The sequence below is a fragment of the Nocardia sp. NPDC004415 genome, assembly GCF_053602435.1.
The window spans coordinates 29,664-51,018 of sequence record NZ_JBSGDP010000030.1; the positions used below are offsets into that span (position 1 = coordinate 29,664).

Annotated in this window: 27 protein-coding genes; 25 read left to right on the forward strand and 2 right to left on the reverse strand. The window is 64.2% G+C overall.

Features of this window, described 5'->3' with window-relative positions; translation table 11 throughout:
• Positions 1-149 precede the first annotated feature (149 nt).
• From ACWEMY_RS16220 to ACWEMY_RS16245, 6 genes are all read left to right on the forward strand, one after another.
• Positions 150-851 (forward strand): hypothetical protein, encoded by a 702-nt coding sequence (locus tag ACWEMY_RS16220; protein WP_375931466.1) that lies wholly within the window; start codon positions 150-152, stop codon positions 849-851.
• A gap of 83 nt (positions 852-934) precedes the next feature.
• Positions 935-1,909, forward strand: a complete 975-nt coding sequence (locus tag ACWEMY_RS16225; protein WP_452390652.1) for an alpha/beta hydrolase — start codon at positions 935-937, stop codon at positions 1,907-1,909.
• A 98-nt stretch (positions 1,910-2,007) separates the two neighbouring features.
• On the forward strand, positions 2,008-2,232 hold the full coding sequence (locus ACWEMY_RS16230; protein ID WP_452390653.1) for a hypothetical protein: 225 nt from the start codon (positions 2,008-2,010) through the stop codon (positions 2,230-2,232).
• A 101-nt stretch (positions 2,233-2,333) separates the two neighbouring features.
• The gene (locus ACWEMY_RS16235) at positions 2,334-2,552 is read left to right on the forward strand and encodes a hypothetical protein (RefSeq protein ID WP_375931457.1); all 219 of its coding nucleotides are present in this window, start codon (positions 2,334-2,336) and stop codon (positions 2,550-2,552) included.
• Positions 2,553-2,813: 261 nt separating this feature from the next.
• Positions 2,814-3,011 (forward strand): helix-turn-helix domain-containing protein, encoded by a 198-nt coding sequence (locus tag ACWEMY_RS16240; RefSeq protein WP_452390654.1) that lies wholly within the window; start codon positions 2,814-2,816, stop codon positions 3,009-3,011.
• Positions 3,011-4,189, forward strand: a complete 1,179-nt coding sequence (locus ACWEMY_RS16245) for a type II toxin-antitoxin system HipA family toxin (RefSeq protein WP_452390655.1) — start codon at positions 3,011-3,013, stop codon at positions 4,187-4,189. The genes ACWEMY_RS16240 and ACWEMY_RS16245 overlap by 1 nt, the downstream gene beginning before the upstream one ends.
• Before the next feature lie 80 nt (positions 4,190-4,269).
• On the opposite strand, the gene ACWEMY_RS16250 is transcribed toward ACWEMY_RS16245, so the two are convergent.
• Positions 4,270-5,604 (reverse strand): acetyl-CoA C-acetyltransferase, encoded by a 1,335-nt coding sequence (locus ACWEMY_RS16250; protein WP_375931451.1) that lies wholly within the window; start codon positions 5,602-5,604, stop codon positions 4,270-4,272.
• A 172-nt stretch (positions 5,605-5,776) separates the two neighbouring features.
• Here ACWEMY_RS16250 and ACWEMY_RS16255 point away from each other — a divergent pair, with 172 nt between their 5' ends.
• The 4 genes from ACWEMY_RS16255 (at position 5,777) to ACWEMY_RS16270 (ending at position 9,097) form a co-directional block, all read left to right on the forward strand.
• The gene (locus ACWEMY_RS16255; protein WP_375931448.1) at positions 5,777-7,135 is read left to right on the forward strand and encodes a 3-oxoacyl-ACP reductase; all 1,359 of its coding nucleotides are present in this window, start codon (positions 5,777-5,779) and stop codon (positions 7,133-7,135) included.
• On the forward strand, positions 7,135-8,004 hold the full coding sequence (locus ACWEMY_RS16260) for a MaoC family dehydratase (protein ID WP_452390656.1): 870 nt from the start codon (positions 7,135-7,137) through the stop codon (positions 8,002-8,004). Before ACWEMY_RS16255 ends, ACWEMY_RS16260 begins: the two co-directional genes overlap by 1 nt.
• A gap of 104 nt (positions 8,005-8,108) precedes the next feature.
• Positions 8,109-8,492 carry a hypothetical protein gene (locus ACWEMY_RS16265; RefSeq protein ID WP_452390657.1) on the forward strand — a complete coding sequence of 128 codons (384 nt, stop codon included), beginning with the start codon at positions 8,109-8,111 and terminating at the stop codon, positions 8,490-8,492.
• Between the two features lie 341 nt (positions 8,493-8,833).
• Positions 8,834-9,097: a hypothetical protein gene (locus ACWEMY_RS16270; RefSeq protein WP_452390658.1), complete on the forward strand. Its 264-nt coding sequence runs from the start codon at positions 8,834-8,836 to the stop codon at positions 9,095-9,097.
• A 59-nt stretch (positions 9,098-9,156) separates the two neighbouring features.
• Here the strand turns inward: ACWEMY_RS16270 and ACWEMY_RS16275 are convergent, their stop codons facing one another.
• The gene (locus tag ACWEMY_RS16275) at positions 9,157-9,549 is read right to left on the reverse strand and encodes a helix-turn-helix domain-containing protein (protein ID WP_452390659.1); all 393 of its coding nucleotides are present in this window, start codon (positions 9,547-9,549) and stop codon (positions 9,157-9,159) included.
• A gap of 299 nt (positions 9,550-9,848) precedes the next feature.
• On the opposite strand from ACWEMY_RS16275, the gene ACWEMY_RS16280 reads away from it, so the two are divergent.
• The 15 genes from ACWEMY_RS16280 to ACWEMY_RS16350 all read left to right on the forward strand — a co-directional run bounded on the left by ACWEMY_RS16280 (position 9,849) and on the right by ACWEMY_RS16350 (position 21,308).
• A complete protein-coding gene (locus ACWEMY_RS16280) occupies positions 9,849-10,598 on the forward strand; it encodes a hypothetical protein (protein WP_452390660.1) in 750 nt (249 codons plus the stop codon).
• A gap of 340 nt (positions 10,599-10,938) precedes the next feature.
• Entirely contained in the window at positions 10,939-11,235 is a 297-nt protein-coding gene (locus ACWEMY_RS16285; RefSeq protein WP_452390661.1) for a hypothetical protein, read from the forward strand.
• Between the two features lie 85 nt (positions 11,236-11,320).
• Entirely contained in the window at positions 11,321-11,920 is a 600-nt protein-coding gene (locus ACWEMY_RS16290; protein WP_452390662.1) for an ImmA/IrrE family metallo-endopeptidase, read from the forward strand.
• Between the two features lie 271 nt (positions 11,921-12,191).
• Positions 12,192-12,974 (forward strand): PE-PPE domain-containing protein, encoded by a 783-nt coding sequence (locus ACWEMY_RS16295; RefSeq protein ID WP_452390663.1) that lies wholly within the window; start codon positions 12,192-12,194, stop codon positions 12,972-12,974.
• A 33-nt stretch (positions 12,975-13,007) separates the two neighbouring features.
• Positions 13,008-13,238, forward strand: coding sequence for a hypothetical protein (locus tag ACWEMY_RS16300; RefSeq protein WP_452390664.1), 231 nt, complete (start codon positions 13,008-13,010; stop codon positions 13,236-13,238).
• Positions 13,228-13,512, forward strand: coding sequence for a hypothetical protein (locus tag ACWEMY_RS16305; RefSeq protein ID WP_452390665.1), 285 nt, complete (start codon positions 13,228-13,230; stop codon positions 13,510-13,512). Before ACWEMY_RS16300 ends, ACWEMY_RS16305 begins: the two co-directional genes overlap by 11 nt.
• Before the next feature lie 227 nt (positions 13,513-13,739).
• Entirely contained in the window at positions 13,740-14,525 is a 786-nt protein-coding gene (locus tag ACWEMY_RS16310; protein ID WP_452390666.1) for a peptidoglycan recognition protein family protein, read from the forward strand.
• A 161-nt stretch (positions 14,526-14,686) separates the two neighbouring features.
• Positions 14,687-15,298 (forward strand): hypothetical protein, encoded by a 612-nt coding sequence (locus tag ACWEMY_RS16315; protein WP_452390667.1) that lies wholly within the window; start codon positions 14,687-14,689, stop codon positions 15,296-15,298.
• Positions 15,295-17,919, forward strand: a complete 2,625-nt coding sequence (locus ACWEMY_RS16320; RefSeq protein ID WP_452390668.1) for a hypothetical protein — start codon at positions 15,295-15,297, stop codon at positions 17,917-17,919. Before ACWEMY_RS16315 ends, ACWEMY_RS16320 begins: the two co-directional genes overlap by 4 nt.
• The gene (locus ACWEMY_RS16325; protein ID WP_452390669.1) at positions 17,916-18,290 is read left to right on the forward strand and encodes a hypothetical protein; all 375 of its coding nucleotides are present in this window, start codon (positions 17,916-17,918) and stop codon (positions 18,288-18,290) included. Before ACWEMY_RS16320 ends, ACWEMY_RS16325 begins: the two co-directional genes overlap by 4 nt.
• Before the next feature lie 27 nt (positions 18,291-18,317).
• On the forward strand, positions 18,318-19,016 hold the full coding sequence (locus ACWEMY_RS16330; protein ID WP_452390670.1) for a hypothetical protein: 699 nt from the start codon (positions 18,318-18,320) through the stop codon (positions 19,014-19,016).
• 417 nt (positions 19,017-19,433) lie between these two features.
• Positions 19,434-19,871: a hypothetical protein gene (locus tag ACWEMY_RS16335; protein ID WP_452390671.1), complete on the forward strand. Its 438-nt coding sequence runs from the start codon at positions 19,434-19,436 to the stop codon at positions 19,869-19,871.
• A 69-nt stretch (positions 19,872-19,940) separates the two neighbouring features.
• Positions 19,941-20,528, forward strand: coding sequence for a phage tail tube protein (locus tag ACWEMY_RS16340; protein ID WP_452390672.1), 588 nt, complete (start codon positions 19,941-19,943; stop codon positions 20,526-20,528).
• 112 nt (positions 20,529-20,640) lie between these two features.
• Entirely contained in the window at positions 20,641-20,931 is a 291-nt protein-coding gene (locus ACWEMY_RS16345; protein WP_452390673.1) for a hypothetical protein, read from the forward strand.
• A complete protein-coding gene (locus tag ACWEMY_RS16350) occupies positions 20,892-21,308 on the forward strand; it encodes a DUF5361 domain-containing protein (protein WP_452390674.1) in 417 nt (138 codons plus the stop codon). Before ACWEMY_RS16345 ends, ACWEMY_RS16350 begins: the two co-directional genes overlap by 40 nt.
• Positions 21,309-21,355: the final 47 nt, after the last annotated feature.

Here is a 21,355-nt window from a genome sequence, read left to right on the forward strand (position 1 = left end):
CGAATCCTACCTGCGACAACGCCGCCGCAAGAGTAAAACGATTATGTTCCACAAAAGTGAGAACACGTTCTTGTTTTCCCGGACAACCGTCCAGTCCGGCCGCTACGGTGTCGCCAGAAGGGGGATGGAGCAGGGCTTTGGAGGAAAACATGATCCGGACTTCGCGTCTCGCCGCTGGCGTCGCCACCACCGCGCTCGTCGTCGCCGGTGTCGGCGTAGGGCTCGGTGCCGGCGTCGCCACGGCCGCGGGCGACTGCTCGGTCAGCAGTCACGCGACCAAGAAGGACGCCAGCACCGTCGGTGTCACCCACGTCTACGACAAGGTCGCCAGTGCCGAGGAAATCGGCGTGGGTACCACCGTCACCTACAAGGTGATCGTGGGCACCACCGGCATCGGCAACCCGTACGTCAACACCATCACCGACTTCCCGCCGACCGGCTTCGGCGCCCCGGTCAAGACCACCATCACCGCCTACCACGCGATCGGCGGCCAGGTCACCGAAGACGTCACCCCGGTCCCCAACGCGGGCGGCTGGAAGGTCACCAGCACCGGCTGGTTCGTCAACTCCGGCAACCCGGTCACGCTCACCATCACCTACCCGGTGCCCGACAGCGTCAAGGCGGGCCAGCAGATCACCAGCGGTGGCGTCGGCGTCGCGGGCACCGTGGGTGTCGGCAACGAGATGCCCAACCTCACCGCCTGCTTCACCGCGCGCGCGGCCAACGCGGGCGAGACGGTGATCGGCAGCCTGGGCGAGAACGGCCTCGGCTCCTCGGATGGACAGCTGAGCTCCACCGGCTCGCTGTCGGACATCCTCTCCGACGTGCTGCGCAATCTGATCGGTAGCTGATCGCGTAGCACCAGGCCACCGGGACGATTCGCGCTGTCGTCCCGGTGGCTCGGCAGTATCCCCTCGCTGTAAGGACTTTCCCCGTGCTCCTCCGTGCCCTGGCCGCCGCCGCGGCCCTGCTGCTGTTGCCGACCGCGACGGCCGGTGCCGACGCCTCACGCCTGGACCACATCGACCGGCCCGGCCAACGTCAGCAGACCCTGCACGTGTACTCCGCGGCCATGGGCCGGGTGATCCCCCTGCAGGTCATCACCCCCTACGACACCAGCGAGCCCCGCCCCACCCTGTATCTGCTCAACGGCGCGGGCGGCGGCGAGGACATCGCGAACTGGTACACCCAGACCGACATCGTGCAGTTCTTCGCCGACAAGAACGTCAACGTGGTGACCCCGGCCGCGGGCAAGTTCTCCTATTACACCGACTGGCAGCGCGACGACCCGAAGCTCGGCCGCCACCAGTGGCAGACCTTCCTCACCGAGGAACTGCCCCCGATCATCGACGCCACCCTGAACACCACCGGCGTCAATGCCATTGCCGGACTGTCCATGTCGGCCACCGCCGTGCTCAACCTGGCCATCGCCGCCCCCGACCGCTACCGCGCCGTCGGCGCCTACAGCGGCTGCGCCTCGGTCTCCGACCCGATGGGCCGCGCCTACGTCGACCTCGTCTTCGCCCGCGCCGGTGCCGATCCCGCCAATATGTGGGGCCCGCCCGGCGACCCGGCCTGGCGCGCCAACGACGCCTACCTGAACGCGGAAGGCTTGCGCGGCAAGGCGATCTACCTCTCCAGTGCCACCGGCCTGCCCGGCGTCGCCGAACAGATCCCGGCGGGCGCGAGCCCCGGCAAGGTCATCGGCCTCACCGACCAGATCCTGCTCGGCGGCGCCATCGAGGCCGCCACCAACCTGTGCACCCAGCGCCTGGCCGCCCGCCTGCACGAGCTGAATATCCCCGCCCAGACCGTCTTCCGTCCGGCGGGCACCCACACCTGGAAGTACTGGGAAGAGGATCTGCACAATTCCTGGCCGCTGCTCGCCGAAGCGATCGGCGCGCACTAGTCAAGCCCCTGAAAGTTAGGCGGAACAACAACTTCGAGTCACCCGATGTGTTGATCAGCTCCACAAAATTCTCGAAAGGCCAGTCAATGCACCGTCGTATGGCACGAATCCTGGTAGCCACCGCCGCCGTCGCGGGCATCGCCGCGGGCGGCATCGCCCCCGCGCTCGCCGCCCCCGCACCCGCCGCCCCCGCCGTCATCGCCGAGTCCGGCTCCGCGGGCACCGGTTCCGCCCTCATCGACTTCCCCCTCGGCTTCATCAAACTCCTGATCTGCGGCCCCTGGGGTTCCAGCCAGCCGCACCCGAACCCGATGTGCCGCTGACAACGGATGCATCCACAACCGGTCTCGACAGCCCGGTAGCAGCACCCGACATCCCGGTCACAGAACTCGAAGTCTCGAAAGGCTCATCAATGCATCACCGAATGATCCGTCTCCTGGTCGCCACCGCCGCCCTCGCCGGCATCGCCACCGCCGCCCCCACCGCCCTGGCCGCCCCGGCCACCTCCACCCCGACCGCCATCGCCGAATCCGGCTCCGGCGGCACCGGTTCCGCCCTCCTCGACGCCCCGGTGGGCCTCCTGAAGGTCATCCTCTGCGGCGGCACCGCAGGCCCCCACCCCATCCCCTTCTGCAACAGCTGACCCGCGAGAAAGGCCGCGGCGACACCCGTAACCGGATGCCGCCGCGGCTTTTTCGCTGTGTGTGGTCACCTTCTGTAGAGTCGCGGCAATTGTGCACCCGTCCGGCATTCGGCAGAATACTGCCGAATGCCCCCCGGGGTTGCAGCTGCTCACCGTCTGCGCTGCAAATCGGCAGAATATTGCTGAAACTATTGGCTGGGGGTAATGTACTCCGTTGTCGAGGGTAGTTCGGCAGAATTCTGCCTATCATAGGAGGCCTGGGTGGAGGCGTTGGGGGAAATCGGATCCTGCATACGTGCTGAGCGTCGCAGACTCGCGCTGACGCAGGAACAACTCGCGGAGATCGCCGATACCTCCACACGCACAGTGCGCGACATCGAGCACGGTACCGGCTCGACCAGTATCGGGACCGTGGCTGCGGTCGCCGGGGCGGTGGGGCTGACGTTGCGGGTAGCGTGATGACGGACCTCGAATCATTGCGCCGAGTGGGTAGCGCCGATGTCTACAAGGCGGGTCAACTCGCGGCCTCGATCAACCGGACAAGTGCCGGGGGGACCGAGTTCGCGTACATACCCGGTTACGCCGGAGATCCGGTGGCATCCACCCTTCCGGTCGGCACCGCAGTGATCAGGAATGGATCAGGCTCGCTGCCGCCGTTCTTTGCCGGTCTGCTTCCGGAAGGGCACCGCTTGACGGTTCTGCGCCGGGCTGTGAAGACCAGCGCTGACGACGAACTCAGTCTGCTGCTCGCTGTCGGGGCAGACGTCCCGGGTGACGTGCAGGTCATTCCTGCGGGCGAGGAACTCGCCGACGGCCCAGCGCTGGCCGATTGTGCGTCGGCCGAAGACCTGGACTTCGATCGGCTGGTCGACGATGTCGACCGGCAGGCAATTCCCGGCGTGCAGAACAAGGCGAGTGCATCGATGATCAGCACGCCGGTCGCGGCTGGATTCGGTCGATTCATCCTGAAGCTGTCGCAGTCGGGTTTTCCCCACCTGATCGATAACGAGGCGGCACATCTGGCTGCCGCACGGGTGATGAAACTTCCGGTCGCGCAAGCTGATCTCGTGTGTGACAGGAGTGACCGGCCCGGCCTTCTCGTCCGCCGATTCGATCGCATCTACGAGAATGATGGGTGGCAGCGACTGGCGTTCGAGGACGCTACCCAGGTTCTGGGACTACCGCCATCGGCCAAATACAACATCGACGCTGTCGATGTCGTGACGGCAGTCGCGGGGATAGTTGGAGCGCCGCTGGTAGCAGTTCGAAGCCTGTACCTGCAGTATCTGTTTGCCTGGCTGACCGGCAACGGTGACCTGCATGGAAAGAACATCGGGGTGCTGCGGGACATCGTGGGGCGTTGGGAGATCTCGCCGATCTATGACATCCCCTGCACCCTGATCTATGGCGACGAATCGATGGCGTTGCCGATAGCGGGGCGAACGAAGAACCTGCGAGTGAAGCATTGGCTCGATTTCGCGGGAGAGATAGGACTGCCCCGCAAAGCTGCGGTATCCGCACAGCGCATTGCCCTACGAGCCGCTGCCACAGTTGATTTCGATCGCCTGCCATTCACCGGTTCGCCCAGGAACCGGGTAGTGCGCGAGCTGCGGTTGCGTCGCGCCGAACTGGAGTAGCCGTCCTATTCCCTCTGAGAACGCCGACGGCGGGTACTTTCGACTGCCAGAAAGCACCCGCCGTGGCCTTTAGTGTGTGACTACCGCTCGATGATCGCCACGACGCCCTGGCCGCCCGCGGCGCAGATGGAGACCAGTGCGCGGCCGGAGCCCTTCTCCGCCAGCATCTTCGCGGTCGAGGCGACGATGCGGCCGCCGGTGGCGGCGAACGGGTGGCCCGCGGCCAGCGAGGAGCCGTTGACGTTGAGCTTGCTGCGGTCGATCGAGCCCAGCGCGCCGTCGAGGCCCAGGCGCTCCTTGCAGTAGGCGTCGGACTCCCACGCGGCCAGCGTGCACAGCACCACCGAGGCGAAGGCCTCGTGGATCTCGTAGTAGTCGAAGTCCTGCAGGGTCAGGCCGTTGCGGGCCAGCAGACGCGGCACCGCGTAGGTGGGCGCCATCAGCAGGCCGTCGGGGCCGTGGATGTAGTCCACCGAGGCGACCTCGGAGTCCACCAGGTGCGCCAGCACCGGCAGGTTGCGCTCGGTGGCCCACTCCTCGGTGGACAGCAGCACCGCCGACGCGCCGTCGGTGAGCGGGGTCGAGTTGCCCGCGGTCATGGTGGCGTCGCCCAGCTTGGTGCCGAACACCGGCTTGAGGGTGGCCAGCTTCTCCACGGTGGAGCCCGGACGCAGGTTGTCGTCGCGGGTCAGGCCGAGGAACGGGGTGATCAGGTCGTCGAAGAAGCCCCGGTCGTAGGCGGCGGCCATGTTCTTGTGCGAGAGGTAGGCCAGCTCGTCCTGCGCCTCGCGGGCGATGCCGAACTCCTTGGCGGTGATGGCGGCGTGCTCACCCATCGACAGCCCGGTGCGCGGCTCGGCATTGCGCGGGATCTCGATGCCGAGGAACGAGGGGCGCAGCTGCCCGACCAGCTTGAGCCGGTCCTTGTTGGTCTTGGCGCGGTTGGCGGTGAGCATCCACTCGCGCATGTCCTCGCTGACGCCGATCGGCGCGTCGGAGGTGGTGTCGGTGCCGCCGCCGATGCCGGACTCGATGCGGCCCATCGCGATGGCGTCACCGACGGTCGCGATGGACTGCAGGCCGGTGCCACAGGCGAGCTGCAGGTCGTGGGCGGGGGTGTAGGGGGAGAGCTTGGAGCCGAGCACGCTCTCGCGGATCAGGCTGTGCTCGCCGACCTTCTTGAGCACCGCGCCACCGACGACCATGCCGAGGCGCTCGCCCTGCAGGCCGAACCGGCTGACCAGTCCGTCCAGGGTGGCGGTGAACATGTCCTGGTTGGAGGCCTTGGCGTAGGCCTTGTCGGAGCGAGCGAACGGAATGCGGTTACCGCCAACGATCGCGACCGGACGCTGGGTCTTCGCGGTCTTGGCAGGGGTCTTGGCCTTGGCCGTCGCCGAGCGGGCTTTGCTTGTCACTCGAGTTCTCCATGGTCTCGTCGGTTCCGGATACGCCGGGCGTATCGGTTTACATTAAACTTACTCTGGAGTAAGTTCGTTTGTCGACACCGTACCCGCAAATGTGATTCACCCGGGGGACACTGGGCGAGCACGGTCATACAACACGTCGAGCACAGAGAAGGTAGGAACAGTGGCAGCCAAGAGCAAGGGTGCACCCAACCTCTACGGATCCTTCATCCACTCCGCCCCCGGCGCGTTCCTGGCGAGCAAGCTGGGCCTGCCCCAGCCGGCTGAGCTGCGCCGCTACAAGGCCGGCGAGCCCGCACTGCCCGGCCCCGTCCTGCTGGGTGGCAAGGGTCGCCTCGCCGAGCCGGTCCGCGCCCTGCTGGCCGACGGCTACACCGTCGCCGATTCGCTCGACTCGGGCACCAAGTACGGCGCGCTGGTCTTCGACGCCACCGGCATCGACTCCATCGAGGGCCTGTCGCAGCTGTTCGAATTCTTCCAGCCCGCCATGCGCAACCTCGCACCTTCGGGGCGTGTCGTCGTGCTCGGCACCACCCCCGAGCTCGTCGGCTCGGTCGACGCGCAGATCGCCCAGCGCGCGCTCGAGGGCTTCAGCCGCTCGATCGCCAAGGAACTGCTGCGCGGCGCCACCGGCCAGCTGGTCTACGTGCACCCCGAGGCGGGCGCCGCCGCGACCGGCCTCGAGTCCACCCTGCGCTTCCTGCTCTCGGGCAAGTCCGCCTTCGTCGACGGCCAGGTCATCCGGGTCGGCAAGGACGATTCCACCGCCCCCGCCAGCTGGGACAAGCCCCTCGCGGGCAAGGTCGCCGTGGTGACCGGTGCCGCCCGCGGCATCGGCGCCACCATCGCCGAAGTCTTCGCCCGTGACGGCGCCACCGTCATCGTCGCCGACATCCCCGCCGCAGGCGAGGCCCTGTCCGAGACCGCCAACAAGGTCGGCGCCACCGCCCTGGCCCTCGACGTCACCGCTCCCGACGCCGCCGAGCGCCTGGCCGAGTTCGCCACCGAGCGTTTCGGCGGCATCGACATCGTCGTGCACAACGCCGGTATCACCCGCGACAAGCTGCTCGCCAACATGGACGAGGGCCGCTGGAACTCGGTCATCAACGTCAATCTCGCAGCCCCGCACCGCATCACCTCCGGCCTGGTCGCCAAGGGTGTGCTCAAGGAGGGCGGCCGCGTGATCGACGTGTCCTCCATCGCGGGCATCGCGGGCAACCGCGGCCAGACCAACTACGGCGCCTCCAAGGCCGGTGTCATCGGCATGGTCGACGCCGAGGCCCCACTGCTGGCCGAGAAGGGCATCACCATCAACGCGGTGGCCCCCGGCTTCATCGAGACCGCCATGACCGCCGCCATCCCCGTCGGCACCCGCGAGGCCGGCCGCCTGATGAGCTCGCTGCTGCAGGGCGGCCAGACCGTCGACGTCGCCGAGACCATCGCCTACTTCGCCAGCCCGGCGTCGAACGCGGTGAGCGGCAACGTGGTTCGCGTCTGCGGTCAGAGCCTGATCGGCGCCTGATGACCCAGACGATCACCCTGTCCGAGGTCCCGAAGAACGGCGGCCTCTACGCGAAGGCGGCACTCGGCGCCGTCCCGCTGCCCGGCCCGCTCTCGGGTCGCAAGCCCACCCTGCCCGACCGCCGCGTCGTCCTCGACGGTTTCCAGGTCGACCCCGATCACCTGGCGGCCTACTGCCACGCGACCGGGCTGCGTTTCAGCGACACCCTGCCGCTGACGTACCCGTTCATCCTGTCGTTCCCGCTGATGATGGAACTGCTTGTGGCACGGGACTTCCCGTTCACCGCGGTCGGCTCCGTGCACCTCGAGAACGTCATCGAGCGCACCCGCGAGATCTCCGTCGCCGAGCCGCTCGACTTCACCGCCCACATCGAGAACCTCCGGGAACACCCGAAGGGCCTGCTGATCGACGCGGTGACCGAGATCCGGGTGGGTCGCGAACTGGTCTGGCGCCAGGTCTCGACCATGCTGCACCAGCAGCGCACCTCGCTCTCCGGCGGCCCCAAGTCGGCACCCCCCGCCGACGAGGTCCCCCCGCCCCCGCTGCGCGTGCAGCGCGTCGATCAGAAGATCATCAACCGCTACGCCGCCGCCTCGGGCGACCGCAACCCGATCCACATCTCCGGCCTGGGCGCCAAGGCCATGGGCTTCCCCCAGACCATCGCCCACGGCATGTGGTCGGCCGCCACCATCCTCGCCACCGTCGAGGGCCGAATCCCCGAAAAGACCACCTACGCGGTCAAATTCGGCAAGCCCATCTTCCTCCCGTCGGCGATCAACATCTACGCCGACCAGGCAGAAACCGGCTGGGACCTCTCCATCCTCCACCCCAAAAAGGGCTTCCCCCACCTCACCGCCACCCTGCGCTGAGTTCTCCGCAAGCGAAAGGCCGTATATCCCGAATCGGGATATACGGCCTTTCGGCTGTGTGCATGGTTATATGTCAGGCAGTGAATGGGTGGAAGGAAGAAATCATGACGTCGTCAGATAACGAAGAGCGCGAGCATACGACGTTTTTCTCGTACAGTGAGAAGCCTGAAATAATTGACATTCAACTAATCCTCACACACCCGCACCTTAAACCCGAGCATATCACTACGATAATTGGAGTCGAACCAAGTCGTATTGCCAGCCTGAACCTCTCCAGCCGGACACCGGGTCGGTGGACGCGCCGCTTCAGCGGCTACCCCGCTGGCGGGGAGAACCCAATGCTGGCAGCTGTCGCAGCAATCGAAGCATGCAGCGAAACGCTCCGCAGCCTCACTTCCAGCTGGCGTAACCAGCATGCCGGACCTATCCGCGACTTCGCGGTCGGCTCGAAGATCCGGCGGTCGGATTACCTACCCAACGTTGCTTGACGCGGCACTAGAACTTTCTCTGCTCGACCGGGCGACGGATCCTGCGGTCGCCCAACGCGTTTCACCTGATGATTCTTTGTGCGAGAAATGGTGTGGAGGAAGCGTTGAAACGAACAGCGGCAATCACGATGGCAGCGGCGGCGTGGTCGGTGATGGTGCTACCTGGGTTGGCCGGTGCCGACACGGGGAGTGGCGGTACCGGCAGTGGCGTGATCGACACCGGGAGTGGGATTCTCGGCGATCTGCTCGATACGGGTAGTGGGATCCTCGGTGGGAGTTCGAGTGGGTCCTCGGAGACTGTGCAGCCGTGCAACAGTTCGACGAAGTCCGGCGGGGAAGGGGTGACGAACACCGTGCACCAGCTCGGCGTCACCGGGCCTACCTCGTTCGTGCTCTCGTACGAGACGCTGAACATCCCCGATCGCATCCAGGTCTTCTACGAGGGCGGCCAGGTGCTCGACACCGGCTACATCGGCGACAACATCAACCAGGGCACCGGCTCCGCGGTGGTCTCACTCCCGGCCGGGTCGGCCACCACGGTGACCGTCCGCGTCAGCGGCCAGGACGACACCCAGTGGGAGTACACGGTCAACTGCCCGTCCTGATGGACGAGTGACGAATACCCCCGTCGGCCAGCGGGGGCATTCGTTGTTTCGACCACCAGCTATTCGCTGTTCCTCGCCGCCCGCAGCCCGTTCACATAGGCCGCGACGATCTGCAGGTCCCCCTCGGACAGACCCGACAGGTCGACGATGCCCTCCTGGACCTGCGGCCGAGCGCGCTCGGCCGGAACAGCCTCCAGCCCAGCCTGTTTCAGAAGCGGCATCGCATCGACCCCGACGGCCTCGGCCATCGCCTGCAGCGTCTCGGCCGTGGTGCTGGCGGGCACCTTCTGCCCTCGCTTGTACTGCGTTCCGTTCTCGACCTGGGTCCACAGACTAGTGCTGATCCGGGCTGCTTTCGCGGCGCGGTCCATCGACATCTCGCGCTCCTTGCGAGCCAGTCGCAGGGTGGCGCTGACCTCGGGCGGGACCACCGCGCTCCGTTGTCTGACCATGCAGCGATGGTAGCAGGTTGTTTGCACTGATGCATGAATTGTATGCAGGGCAGGTTCGCAGACTTCGCCTGGGTCGTTGTCCATCATCGCGGATAGAGGGGGCAATGGATTGTGCTGCAGCCATGCTGGGTAGGCGGTGAGACCGTTCGGCTTGACATACCGGTTGTAACAACGTTGCATACAACGAGTGTTGGACCGTGTATCTCGGTAGGGGGAGCGGCTCGACTCTGACCAGGCATGCCGAAGGCTCACGTCCCACAGCGCTTGGTGTCTGAGATTTCGACCGAAGGAGTGTGTACATGGGTGCGAGCGGTGCCGGAACGGCGTCGAGCCGCATGCGGGAGGATTCGTGTGGCGTGACGCCGTTGGACAGGTGGGTCGACGACGCTCACCTCTATATCGATCGAGACATCGCCAGGGAGCTGGCGGGGACCCTCGGTGCCATTCCCGACCTGGCTGAGGATCTGTCGGACGCGCGGACCCGACAGACCCGCTTCGGAGCCGTCGACTATCGCACGCGCAATGGTGCACGGGAGCAACGACTTCCGTTCAACCCCGCCGCGGCGCGAGTGGAGGACGAACTCCAGGCCGTGCTGGTCTCCTGGGTGCGGCTGGTATGTGAGCAGCGCGCCATCGACTACAGCGGTGCGGCGAGCATTGCGGGTATCGCGGAGTGGCTGCAGCGCAATATCGTCGCCTTCGCCATGACGGAAGGCGTCGAGCAGGCGCCCGCCGAGATCGCCGCCGCGGTGGCGGCCGCCGAAGCGGTGGTGTGCCCGCCGGCGCAGGTTGCGGCGGCGGATTCCGACCTGGTCGTCAAGGCGAGGGCGGTGCGCCTCAATGTTTCCGGGATCTGCAAGCTGGCGCAACGGCTCGGGGAGGGGTACCAGAACCTCAATGCCCGGCGGATGCGCACTCTGCGGGAGGCGGGGTTGATCGCCCCGGTGCCGGGACCGTGGGCGCCGGAGTGGCCGGAACTGTTCGTCGTCGGCCAGGTGCTTGATGCGCACCGGGCGCTCCCGGTGCGACAGCGAGTGAAGAACGCATAGTGATTGCAGTGCCCAGCGGGGCGTCGGTCGATGTGGCCGGCGCCCCGCTGTCGTGTGTCGCATGGGCGTCTGGCCGCCTTGGGGCACAGCCGATTCGCTTAAGCCAGAGCCTGATTCGTCCCGAAAGCAAAGCTGGCTCGACTGTAAGACCCGCTTTTACCAGGCATTTCGAGAAACTTTGCGACAGGAGTTGACACTCGATCGCCGGTGATAGAAGATAGTTCCAGCGGGCTTCGCCATGCGCAAAATCGTTCAGCGACAACAAGTTCGGTTCGGTACCCGCAGTTCACCGACAGGTCCTGACGTCGGCTTACTTCTTTCCCGACGGTAGAATAGACGCGTGCTCTCGACCGAGGGCTTCGCGGATTTCGACTGTTGGATGAGGTTTCCTGTGTCAGGTGCGTTCGATGCGTTCACCCCCGACGAGTCGGGCAGTCCGGCGGAGGATCCTCCTCCCCGTGAGTACGAGCGCGGGTTCCGTGACGCGGAGCCGGCGCACAGGCAGAAGGCGTTCCGTGCTGGTCATGTCGACTTCTCGGATATCTGCCTCGAAGACCTGCAGGTGGTAGCGGGGGCCGTGGATCGCTGGCGCTCGCTGCGCCCACCCTTCGTCGGGGCACACTCCATCTCGCGGTGAGTTCAGGTCTGGCATCCGTCGCTGTCGGGGTGGCATGGGTGCGACAGATCCTGTCGAGCAGCGAGTGTGAGAGTTGTGTTTCCCCATGGGTGTTGAGGACGAGTCCGACGCGGAGATGCCGGACTTACCAGGTATAGCGGTGCAGCGCAATGGGTTCAATGCCCACGAGGTTGCGTTCAGTCAAGGAATTCGTGTCGATTCGGTGATTGTGTACGACTTCGTTTCGTACTGGTCGATCGCCGACCGTGCCATGTTGATCCAAGCGGATCTGTCGGGCCGGGTACGTAACGAGGTCATCGCGCATTCGATCGCGCACATCGAGATGGCCGAGTCGCCGGAGCTCATCGCCGCACTGGACGGTGATCTGTGGCGGGGTCGGATAGAGATGCAGGTGCACCATGTCGTGTCGCAGCGGCTGATCCCCCTCGCGGATCTACGCGATGCGCTCGAGATCGGGACCCGAGTGGCCGACGTGTCGGCGATACTCGGGGTGACCGATTTCCTGCTCGGTTGGCGCCTGCAGCATCTGAGCGACGAGGATCTCAGCCTGATCCCGCCGCACCTGCTGAACAGACTCGGGTGGATTCCCGGCATGCCGACCGAATATCCGTACCAGTGCCTGTGGCCGACCTCCAGTTCCGGGCACATGCTGCGCCAGCTGGCCCCCGGCCGCCACCACAAATAGCTTTTCCCTGAAGAGCCCTCGCCCCTGATCCGGGAGCGAGGGCTTTGTCGTGGGCGCCTCGCGCCCCCTGATCCATGCGGCCTGCCCCCGAAAGAAGCGCGTTCGACCGAAGCGGGTTGAGAGCCTGCCGCATGCCCGCCCCTGACGCGCCCGTCTCCCGCACTCCTTCCGCGGTCGTAGACGTCGCCGCCGCGCAGGGGCGATTCGGTCCCGCTCCGGACGAGCCGTCCGGAGCGGGACCACCCACGTCACGTCGCAGAGAGGTTCCCTCATGTCGTTCTGGTCCAGCCGTTCACCCCGTCCCAGCTGGGACTCCCGCACCGTCGATGTGCTGGTGGTCGGCGGCACCTGGAATCCGGGCGGCGACGGCGTCACCACCGCGTTCACCGACGCGCTGAACAAGTCGATCTTCACCACCCGCATGGTCGCCTACCCCGCCGACTACGGCACCCACGTGAGCTATACAGAGAGCGTTGCCGCCGGCAAGCGAGCGCTGCTGGCGGCCGTCGACAGATCGCCGAACCCCGTTGTGCTGGCAGGCTATTCGCAAGGCGCCGCAGTGGCTGGCGACCTCGCCGCCGAGATCGGCCGGGGCGAACATCCAGGCCGCGAGGTAATCGCCTGCGCGCTGATCGCCGACCCGCGCCGACCCGCCGGGAAATATCTCGGTGACAACGATCCCGGCGGCTACGGTGTGGTCGGCGAACGCCCGATCACGAACATCCCTGCCTACTGGGCAGCGGCCCCGGGCGACCCCATCACCGCGCTCCCCGCAGGCAACCCCCTGCGCACCATCGCCGACCTGAGCGCCTTCTTCAGTTTCGCCGACGCGAACGCCGCCCTGCGCTGGGCGCAGCGCATGTTCGACACCGCGCTCCGTAATCAGCTGCAGCGCTGGTGGTCGCCTGCGAACTGGCGGGAATGGGCCGGCGCTGTCGCCTACGCCCGCGGCTATCTCGTCGACGGCCGCCACACCGACGACTACGTCCGTGGCGGCCACGCCCGCGCGCTGGCGCAAGCCCTGAACCGCGACATCGCCGAAGGGCGAATCTGACGGCGCGTTCCGTGAACTTGGAAAGGAATCATCGTGCGTATCAGCAAGGTGCCCGAACCGGCACTGATCCGGTCGGTGCTCGTCGCCGTCACCGGCGTGATCGCCTATCTGCTCGGCCGCGAGGTAGACACCGCCTGGGTCGAGACCCTGCTGACCCTCTACGGCCTGGCCACCCCGGTCATCGCCGGAGCGATCATTCGACCGTCGGTCACTCCGGTCACCGCGACGATAAGCGAGGCACACGGTGACGTGGTTGAGCCCTGAACTGATCCAGGCGACCGGTGTCGCCCTCGCCACCGTCATCGGCGCCGTCACCGCTTGGCAGGCACGAGAAGTCGCGAAACTGCGCGAACGTGTCGTCGCCCTGGAGGAACAGGCCGCCGACGACAAACTGCGCTTCCGCGACGCGATCCGCCTGATCCGCGCCCTGCAACGTCACATCGACGAGCTGCTGGGTTTCCTGCGCCTGCACGTCCCGGGGCAAGAACCCCCGGCCGCGCAGTACAAGATCCCCGCCACTCTGCAAGAAGAAATCTGACGGCACCCACACGGTGCCTTCCCGAAACAGCATGCGGTCGGCCCCCGGAGAACACTCGACACGGTGCGGGATTCGAGCCCGCCGCATGCCGCGCCCCTGATGCGCCCGTCTCCCGTAGGTGGTCTGCGGTCGAGACGCCGCCGCAGCGTCAGGTGCGCCGGTCCCGCCCGCGGCACTTCCCCTCGTCACCCGGGGGCGGGACCACCGAACCCCTCAAGGAGAACCTCATGAGCTGGACCGGAGACCCGGTATGGCTGGCCGACGTGCTGCGCGAGGCCGGGCTCGACGTGATCGAACACGACGGCTGGCGCGACCGCGGCCACGGTGACTTCCGCGACATCCGCGGCGTCCTGTGCCACCACACCGCCGGCGGCGGCGCCAACGACTGGCGCATCGTCCAGAACGGTCGCGTCGACCTGCCCGGCCCGCTGGCCCAGCTGGTCCTCGAACGCGACGGCACCTACCGCGTGATCGCCGCCGGTGTCTGCTGGCACGCGGGCCGCGGCTCCTGGCCCGGCTGGCCCACCAACAACGCCAACTACCACGTGATCGGCATCGAAGCCGTCTCCCGAGGCGACGGAACCGACTGGACCCCAGCCCAACTCGACGCCTACAAGCGCGGCTGCGCGGCCATCCTGGCCCGCATCGGCCGCACCGCCGAGGACTGCGTGGCCCATCGCGAGTACTCGAGCGAAGGAAAAATCGACCCCGCCGGTATCGACATGGACGAATTCCGTTCCGAGGTACAGGCATTCATCGACGGAGAGGACGCCCCGATGAGCGCATCCGAAGTCACCCAGATCCAGGATTTCATCACCGCTTTCTGCGGCCCGATCGGCACCGATGTCAAAGACATCCGCGAACAGCTGTGCGGTAGCCAGCAGCGCGATGTGGGCATGTACGGCGGCTGGGACCAGCTCGACGGCATGACCGTCGTCGACGCCCTGGCCGACATCCTGGACCGCCTCAAGGCCCTCGAAGCCACCCCACCCGCCCTCCAGGAAAGGGGGTGAATCCCATGCTTCCCGTCCTTCTCCAGCTGCTCGAACTGGCCGTCGTCCTGGCCCCGGTCATCCTGCCGCTGCTCGGACTGTCCTGACTCCACACACCCAACCACGTAAGCCCGGCCGATAGGCGCGGGCCTTTTTAATGCCCAAAGCTCGGGAGGAACCACATGTCCGGCAAGGAAATCATCGGCTCGGTCGACTTCAGCACCAGCGAAACGTCGCCTCCGGAATACATCCAGACCGAGTCCGGACAGCTGGTCACTCCCGAGTTCCTGGCCCTCCTCCAGCAGACCCTGTCCGGCAAGCTCGCCGAACCGGACGCCGGCGACGACCTCGATCCCGAGGTCCGCGCCCTGGCAGAGGAACTCTCGGTCATCCACCTCCCCGAATGGACGAGCCCGATCGGCCGCAAGCTCGCCGAGCCGACAGTCACCTCGATCAAACAGGCGAACCGAGTCGCGGAATACCTCGTCAAGCGAGGCGTCCGCGTACACCCGGAACTCGAGACGATCCGCTGGGTCCCCACCCCATCGGGCGCCCCCGGCGCCTTCGACACCGGCGCCCACATCACCCCCGACGACGAAGGCAACTGGCCCACCCCAGACGCCGAGACCTTCTATGACTTCGACGAGATCTCTGTGAAGCAGGTCGAAGGAAGCGCCTGGTACGCGACGCATCCCCGCGGGATCGCCTGCGAGGGGAAGACGAAGTCGGAGGCGTACGCGGCAATGGTCGCCGAGTTGCGACGCCGAATCGACGATGCCTCGGAGTCGAAATGACCGTCGCCGCCGACTGGGTCACCGCCGGTGCGGCCTGGCGCGCATCCCTGACACCTATCGGCGCGCAGTCGGCGGAGGCTGAGAGTGGTCAGCGCCGGGTCTACAACCACGCGGGAATGACCCCGGCTGCTGCTGCGAGGGCGTACAACAGGGTGCTGGCACAGCGCGAACTGTCAACGCAGGCCATTCCCTCTGATCATCCAGGCATTCAGTTCGTCAACGACCAAGGGCCGTCCGCGGACGGCCCGGTCCTCACGGCTCAGCAGATCGACGGACCGATACCCGGTGGCCCCGACCAACTGCCTCAGCCGGTCGTCGTCGGTTCCGAGAAGCCGAAGACCGTTGTTCCGGAGGGCCTGCCGGACGATCTGAATGTCACTCAGCCAACAAACAACGGTGGTAGCCAGACGATCACAGTGGTCCCGGGAACCGGTGGCCAGAGCTACGACACCGTCACCACGAACCCCGACGGGTCGACGATGACCTCGCGTGTCGTCTCCGATGGCGCCGGCGGAGCGACCATCTGGACGACTCTGCCGGACGGCACGCATTCTGTGACCTACGTTTCCCCGCCGAATGCCGATGGTCATTCCGAGACCGAGACCTATTCGTACTCGTCGAGCGCGCCTCAGGCGAACATGACGGCGGTCACTGTCGGTGATGGGGACGGATCGTGGGATAAGCAAACAGTGGGCCCGAACGGCGCGACCGTCACCTCCCATGTCGAGATACAGTCCGACGGAACTACTTACAACGAAACGATTCCTACGCCTGGTGGCGGCACCGTGACAGTCGCGTCCCGGCCGGGATCCCCTGATTTCCAGGATCCATGGACAGTCGGCGTCCACAACCCGGATGGTTCAGGCTGGTTCAACAGTGTGACGGGAACACAGGCTACATTTGGAGCCGATTCGTGGGGCCAGCCTTACAGGCAAGAATATGATCCCGTCCGAGGGCAAATAGTCACCCGCGTTGTCAAAGGCTCCGGCACGGATGCCGAATGGGTCGAACTCATTGTCAGTGATCTCAATGGGAATAATGAGTCGCACTATCGTCTGCACCCCGATGGCAGGCAAGAACTTCTATGGCGTCGCGTCGACCTGCCAACATCGGCAGCCGCGATGTTCGGTCCGCAGTCGTCAGTACTCGAAGGTCGGAAGTATCGAATAACGCAGACCGAGGGCAACGGATATAATATTCAATTCGATGACGGATCGAAGATTCGCCTCGACAGTTCGGGCACTATTGTCGAACAGTCCGACGGACCTGATAATCGTTCGTTTCTCCATAAGACTGGAGACTTCTTAGGAAACCTGGGTAGCGGCCTCGCTGAATGGGGTTCGAGTATGACCTCTGTGTTTCGACTTGGCGCTGATATCCGGGCAGCTGGAAACCCCCTGAATCCTGACGCTGTAGCTTCGGCATCTACCAAGTATGAACGGATCGCACAAGCAAATGGTGCTACCGCAAACTTTGCATACAGCATGATATTAGAGCCAGTTGTCGACATGAGCAAGTACCTCTACTACCACTCGATGTCGGCGACTACTGGCATGACAGGAGCTGCGGCAGGCGGGCCCTTGACATCCCAAGGGCGCCAATATGAAAACTATGCTTCTGATTATCGGGAGCAGGCTCCATCCATTGTGAAGATTGGCGTTGAACTCGCCTCTACCTTGATTCCGTTGCCACCCCTTCGAGCGTTTAGTTGGTTGCCGAAGATCGGCAGAGCGGGAAACACCACGACCCGTACTGCGGGGCGGCCCATGTCTACCCCTCATCCCGAGGGAATCAGCTTTACCGATGGTACTGACGTGAGCTCTTTCCTGCGAATGCAAGGGTTGGAACTGCCGCGAGGCGACGTTAACGGAAATCTTTGGGTGCCACTCGATGAACCAATGTCGTCGAATTCTTTGGCAGAAGTGGCCTCCGCCTTTATGAGGTCGTACGGCGACGGCCCTGTCCACTTCAGTTGGGACATGCCAATGCCGCAGCCGGGACTCGGAACGAATGCGCAAAAAGTTTTTGACGCAGCGCGTGTCGCTGAACTTGCTGTGCAGGGTCATGCGCCCCAGCGGCATTTGATTCCGACCGATGACCAACTGAAAGCCCGGCTGGGATCCCCAGTTATCTCGGGCGGCAAGAACCCAAAGGTGGTCTACCAGAGTGGATACGTGCAGTCCAACAAAAAGATCGATCCAGCCAAAGGGCCAATTGAGTTGCTCACGCGTGATCGATATATGGATAAATACGCGTTCGACAGCAATGGTTGCCCACTAAGGCACAAGTGTGGACAATTCTCGACCGCATTCGGTGACGAGAGGAGTATGGTTGCTGCAGATGCTGCAGCGCGTGCGAAGATACCGCCGAATAGTTCACTGAGTCAAGAGGTGGTAACTCTGAACCCGAGCGAGGTCCGCGCTGCGATTGGAGACAAGGGGATTGCCAACCTACGCGGATACTACATTAACCCGGCGAATCCGCTGAACGGTGTCAAGGTCAACTACAAGCCGGTAGACTTCACCGGTACAACGGTGCTGGCTGTGTATCGCAGGAATACTAACGGAGACTGGGATCTAAACACGATGTACCCCGAGCCGGAAGAAGCAGTGAACCGATGACGAAGCAATACGATACGCGCTGGCATTATGATGTTCCTCACATTGACCGAGTGTATTGGCCAGTATTTACCATCCACTCTGTCGAATACGTCGGTGAGATGTGGCGCTACGGTCCGGAATTGTTGGCCGATATCACCAAGGATGCAGAGTATAAAGAAATGGTTTTCGACGCGCTCGAATATATAATTTCGCGCGCGACTTCTCGCGAGGAGTGGTTCAACCGGACGCAAATATGGTTTCAACGGCAAGGAGACCTTGACGAGTACCTCCGCGCCTTTTTGGAATACTTGCGCGGTGATCGTATTGAGCCCATTTATCTGCCGGATGAAGATGACATTCCAGAAGTTGTCGAATCCGACTCCGATATTTGAAGCCAACAACGACATAATGGAGATGTAATGCGGGAAGCGCATACCTATGTCGGACCATGGGCGACGAGATTCGACTCGGAAAATGCGATCACAGTTGCGGAAGGTGCCGCACGCAGGGCGGCCATTCGCGATCACGATCTCAATCCCATTCTGTCGATGACGGAGGTGTACGGTCAAGGATGCTGTAGCGACAGAGCGACTGCAATGGGCTTCGACCCATGTGAACCGGTGGCCGCAGACGGTAGCTCGAATTATATCCGGGGCGACTTCGATGGTGGATTCATCTACTCGGTCTATCGTCCAGCAGAATGGGTTCGATCTGGAAATGGTCATATAGTTTCCACGGACTTGCTCAATACAACCATATGGCCGTATCCCGGTGGTCGAATTGATCCGACCACTGTCGAATTGGATTCGCTTGGACTCGATATTGATGGCATTGACCGCCGGTTCATAAATTTCTGTGCTGCTGCACTAGGATGCGAAGCCGCAGGTGATCTCGACATGTTGAGGCCGACTTTCAAATCCGCCTGGCCGGACTATGTGAGCACCATTCGCCACGGTCTCCTTCATATGATCGAGAGCCGTCCTATCGATCTCTCGGAATGGTATGACCTCACCTACATTCGGTTTAAGGATGCCGATGCGTTCGCTCGATATATTGCGCAGGTCTATGCCTTTCTCTTCGAGGGATTCGATTCAATGCCGGTCGTGAATGAGTGCTAGTGCAGCGTTATGCAACGTTCGGTTGATCATCCGGTTGTCGGATCGTCAAGCCGACGGCGCAGTCCCGGATCGTGTGGTGTCTCGGTTGCGCCAGTGCACGTAGTCACTGATCGCCGCGTCCTTGTTCATTGTGGCTGTGGAGGTCGGTGCCGTTTGGCGAGTAGTAGCGTAGCGCCGCGAACTCGCACTCGATCCCCCCGGCCCGACGAATCCGGTCCAGTTGCATACTTAGCCGCGCGATCTGGGCCAATTCGCGACCCTCCTAAGGCGTCACTGCCCTGACGAAAACACCCCGGCTTCCGAGTCGCTGGCCACAACCTCCGACAGGCAGCATCACCGGTCACGCGGGTGGCGGGCAATCCGCCGCCCTACAGCTGCCGCTTCAACCACCTTACGGCCACGTTTCAAGGATTTGACATGAATGAAAGAGTCTTGTTTCCTGATATCGAGCAAGTTTTGGTCGATTACTTGACGGCGCAATTTGCCGCAGTTTCTGACCCTGCGAATGCGGTCACCCGGGTCCCCGATCCGCGCCCTACCCGCCTGGTCCGCGTAAATAGAAACGACCGAAAAGCTCGAGTAGATGTCGAGGATCGCGAGGGCCGCCGTAGCGCCCAGCTGATCCTCGATCGTCCTCGCGTCGTTCTCGAATGCACCGATGACGCCGGCGCTGCGGCAACCCTTGCCGCGCTCGTGCGTTCGATCCTGAGTGCAGCCGCCCCCGGCTACCTGGGCACCGTGTGGTGCGACCAGGTCGAGGATGCCGGCATGGAGAACGACACCGATCCGGCGACTGCCGCTCCGCGGTACACACTGGTCGCCGACCTGATTGTGCGAGGCACCGTCCTCGCCTGACTCCGACCGGAGTCGAACTGAAGTACCCATCCCGAGGGCCTGCGCAACAATCCCAAGGGAGATAACACAATGGCTCTGCCTTCCAGCAATTTCATCGGCGCCGGTACCCCGAACCTGGCCGTTTCCGGCGGTGTCCTGGTGGCGCCGCTCAACACCAGCCTGCCCACCACCGCGGCTGGCGTCATCGATCCCGCGTTCAAGCCGCTCGGCTACGTGTCCGAGGACGGCATCGAGTCGCTCGGTGAGCGCAAGGTCGAGACGGTCAAGGACTGGAACGCCGATATCATCGCCCAGCTGCAGACCGAGCACTCGGTGCGCTTCGGCCTGACCCTGTACGCGGTGTGGGACCAGGATGTGCTCAGCGAGATCTTCGGTGAGAGCAACGTGACCGCCACCGCGGCCACCTCCACCTCGGGCAAGCTGATCACTGTCCAGGAAACCGGCCTGGTGCTGCCGCGTCGCTCGTGGGTCTTCGATATGAAGACCGAGGAGAAGAAGCTCCGTATCGTGCTGCCGAACGCCAAGATCTCGTCCATCACCGAGAAGAAGTTCGTTTCGAACGAACTGGCCGGCTTCACCATCAATGTCGAGGCGTTCAAGGATGACTCCGGCGTCAAGGCGTACCGCTACCTCGACGACGGCATCAAGACTGCCTGATTAAAGCCCCCAACGGCGGCGGGTAAAACACCTATGCGCAGGCCCGCCCGCCGCCGTTGGGCCCCAATTCATTTCAAGAAATTTTCTATATCTACGAAAGGGTCTGCTACCCATGACTTCTCCTGCTGCTCCCATCAAGGTCGCTCAGCCGACTCAGGTGAAGGACGACTTCACCTACACAGTCGACGGCGCCGAGATCGTGCTGCCTTCGCTGTCCTACCTCAAGCCCGGCCTGGTACGTCGAATCCGTCGTCTCGGCGATGTCGACGCGATGTACACCCTGCTCGAGCTGAGCCTGGCGCCCGAGGCGCTCGCGGTGCTCGACGACATGGATCCCGACGCATACCACCAGATGCTCGAGGCGTGGCGTGCGCACTCGGGGCTGAGCCTGGGGGAATCCTAGGCCTCGATGCTCTTCTCGAAGAGCATGGCGAGGCAATCGAATACGACCTGATCGCCCTCGGTCTTCGGTTGCGTCTGCTCGGTACCGACGCGCTCGGTTGGGCAGACCTGCGCGTGATCGTGAAGCACCTTCCGCTCGACTCGGCGCTGCTGCGCACGATGTATCCGGAGGAGAGCCGTTGGCGAACCGCTGAACACCTGCTGGCCGATGTTTCCGACAGCCTGCGCTGGTTGGTGTGGGCGCGTACCGACGACGGCCGACGCGGCCGGAACCGGCCCGAGCCGATTCAACGGCCGGGCCGCCAGTCGGATCGTGAACGGGTCGGAACTGCCACGCAACTCGATCAGATGAACGAGTTCCTCGGCTGGAACGGGTAGGCGGCTGCAGGACCGGAGCGGTCGAACGCAGAAAGTGGATACCAATT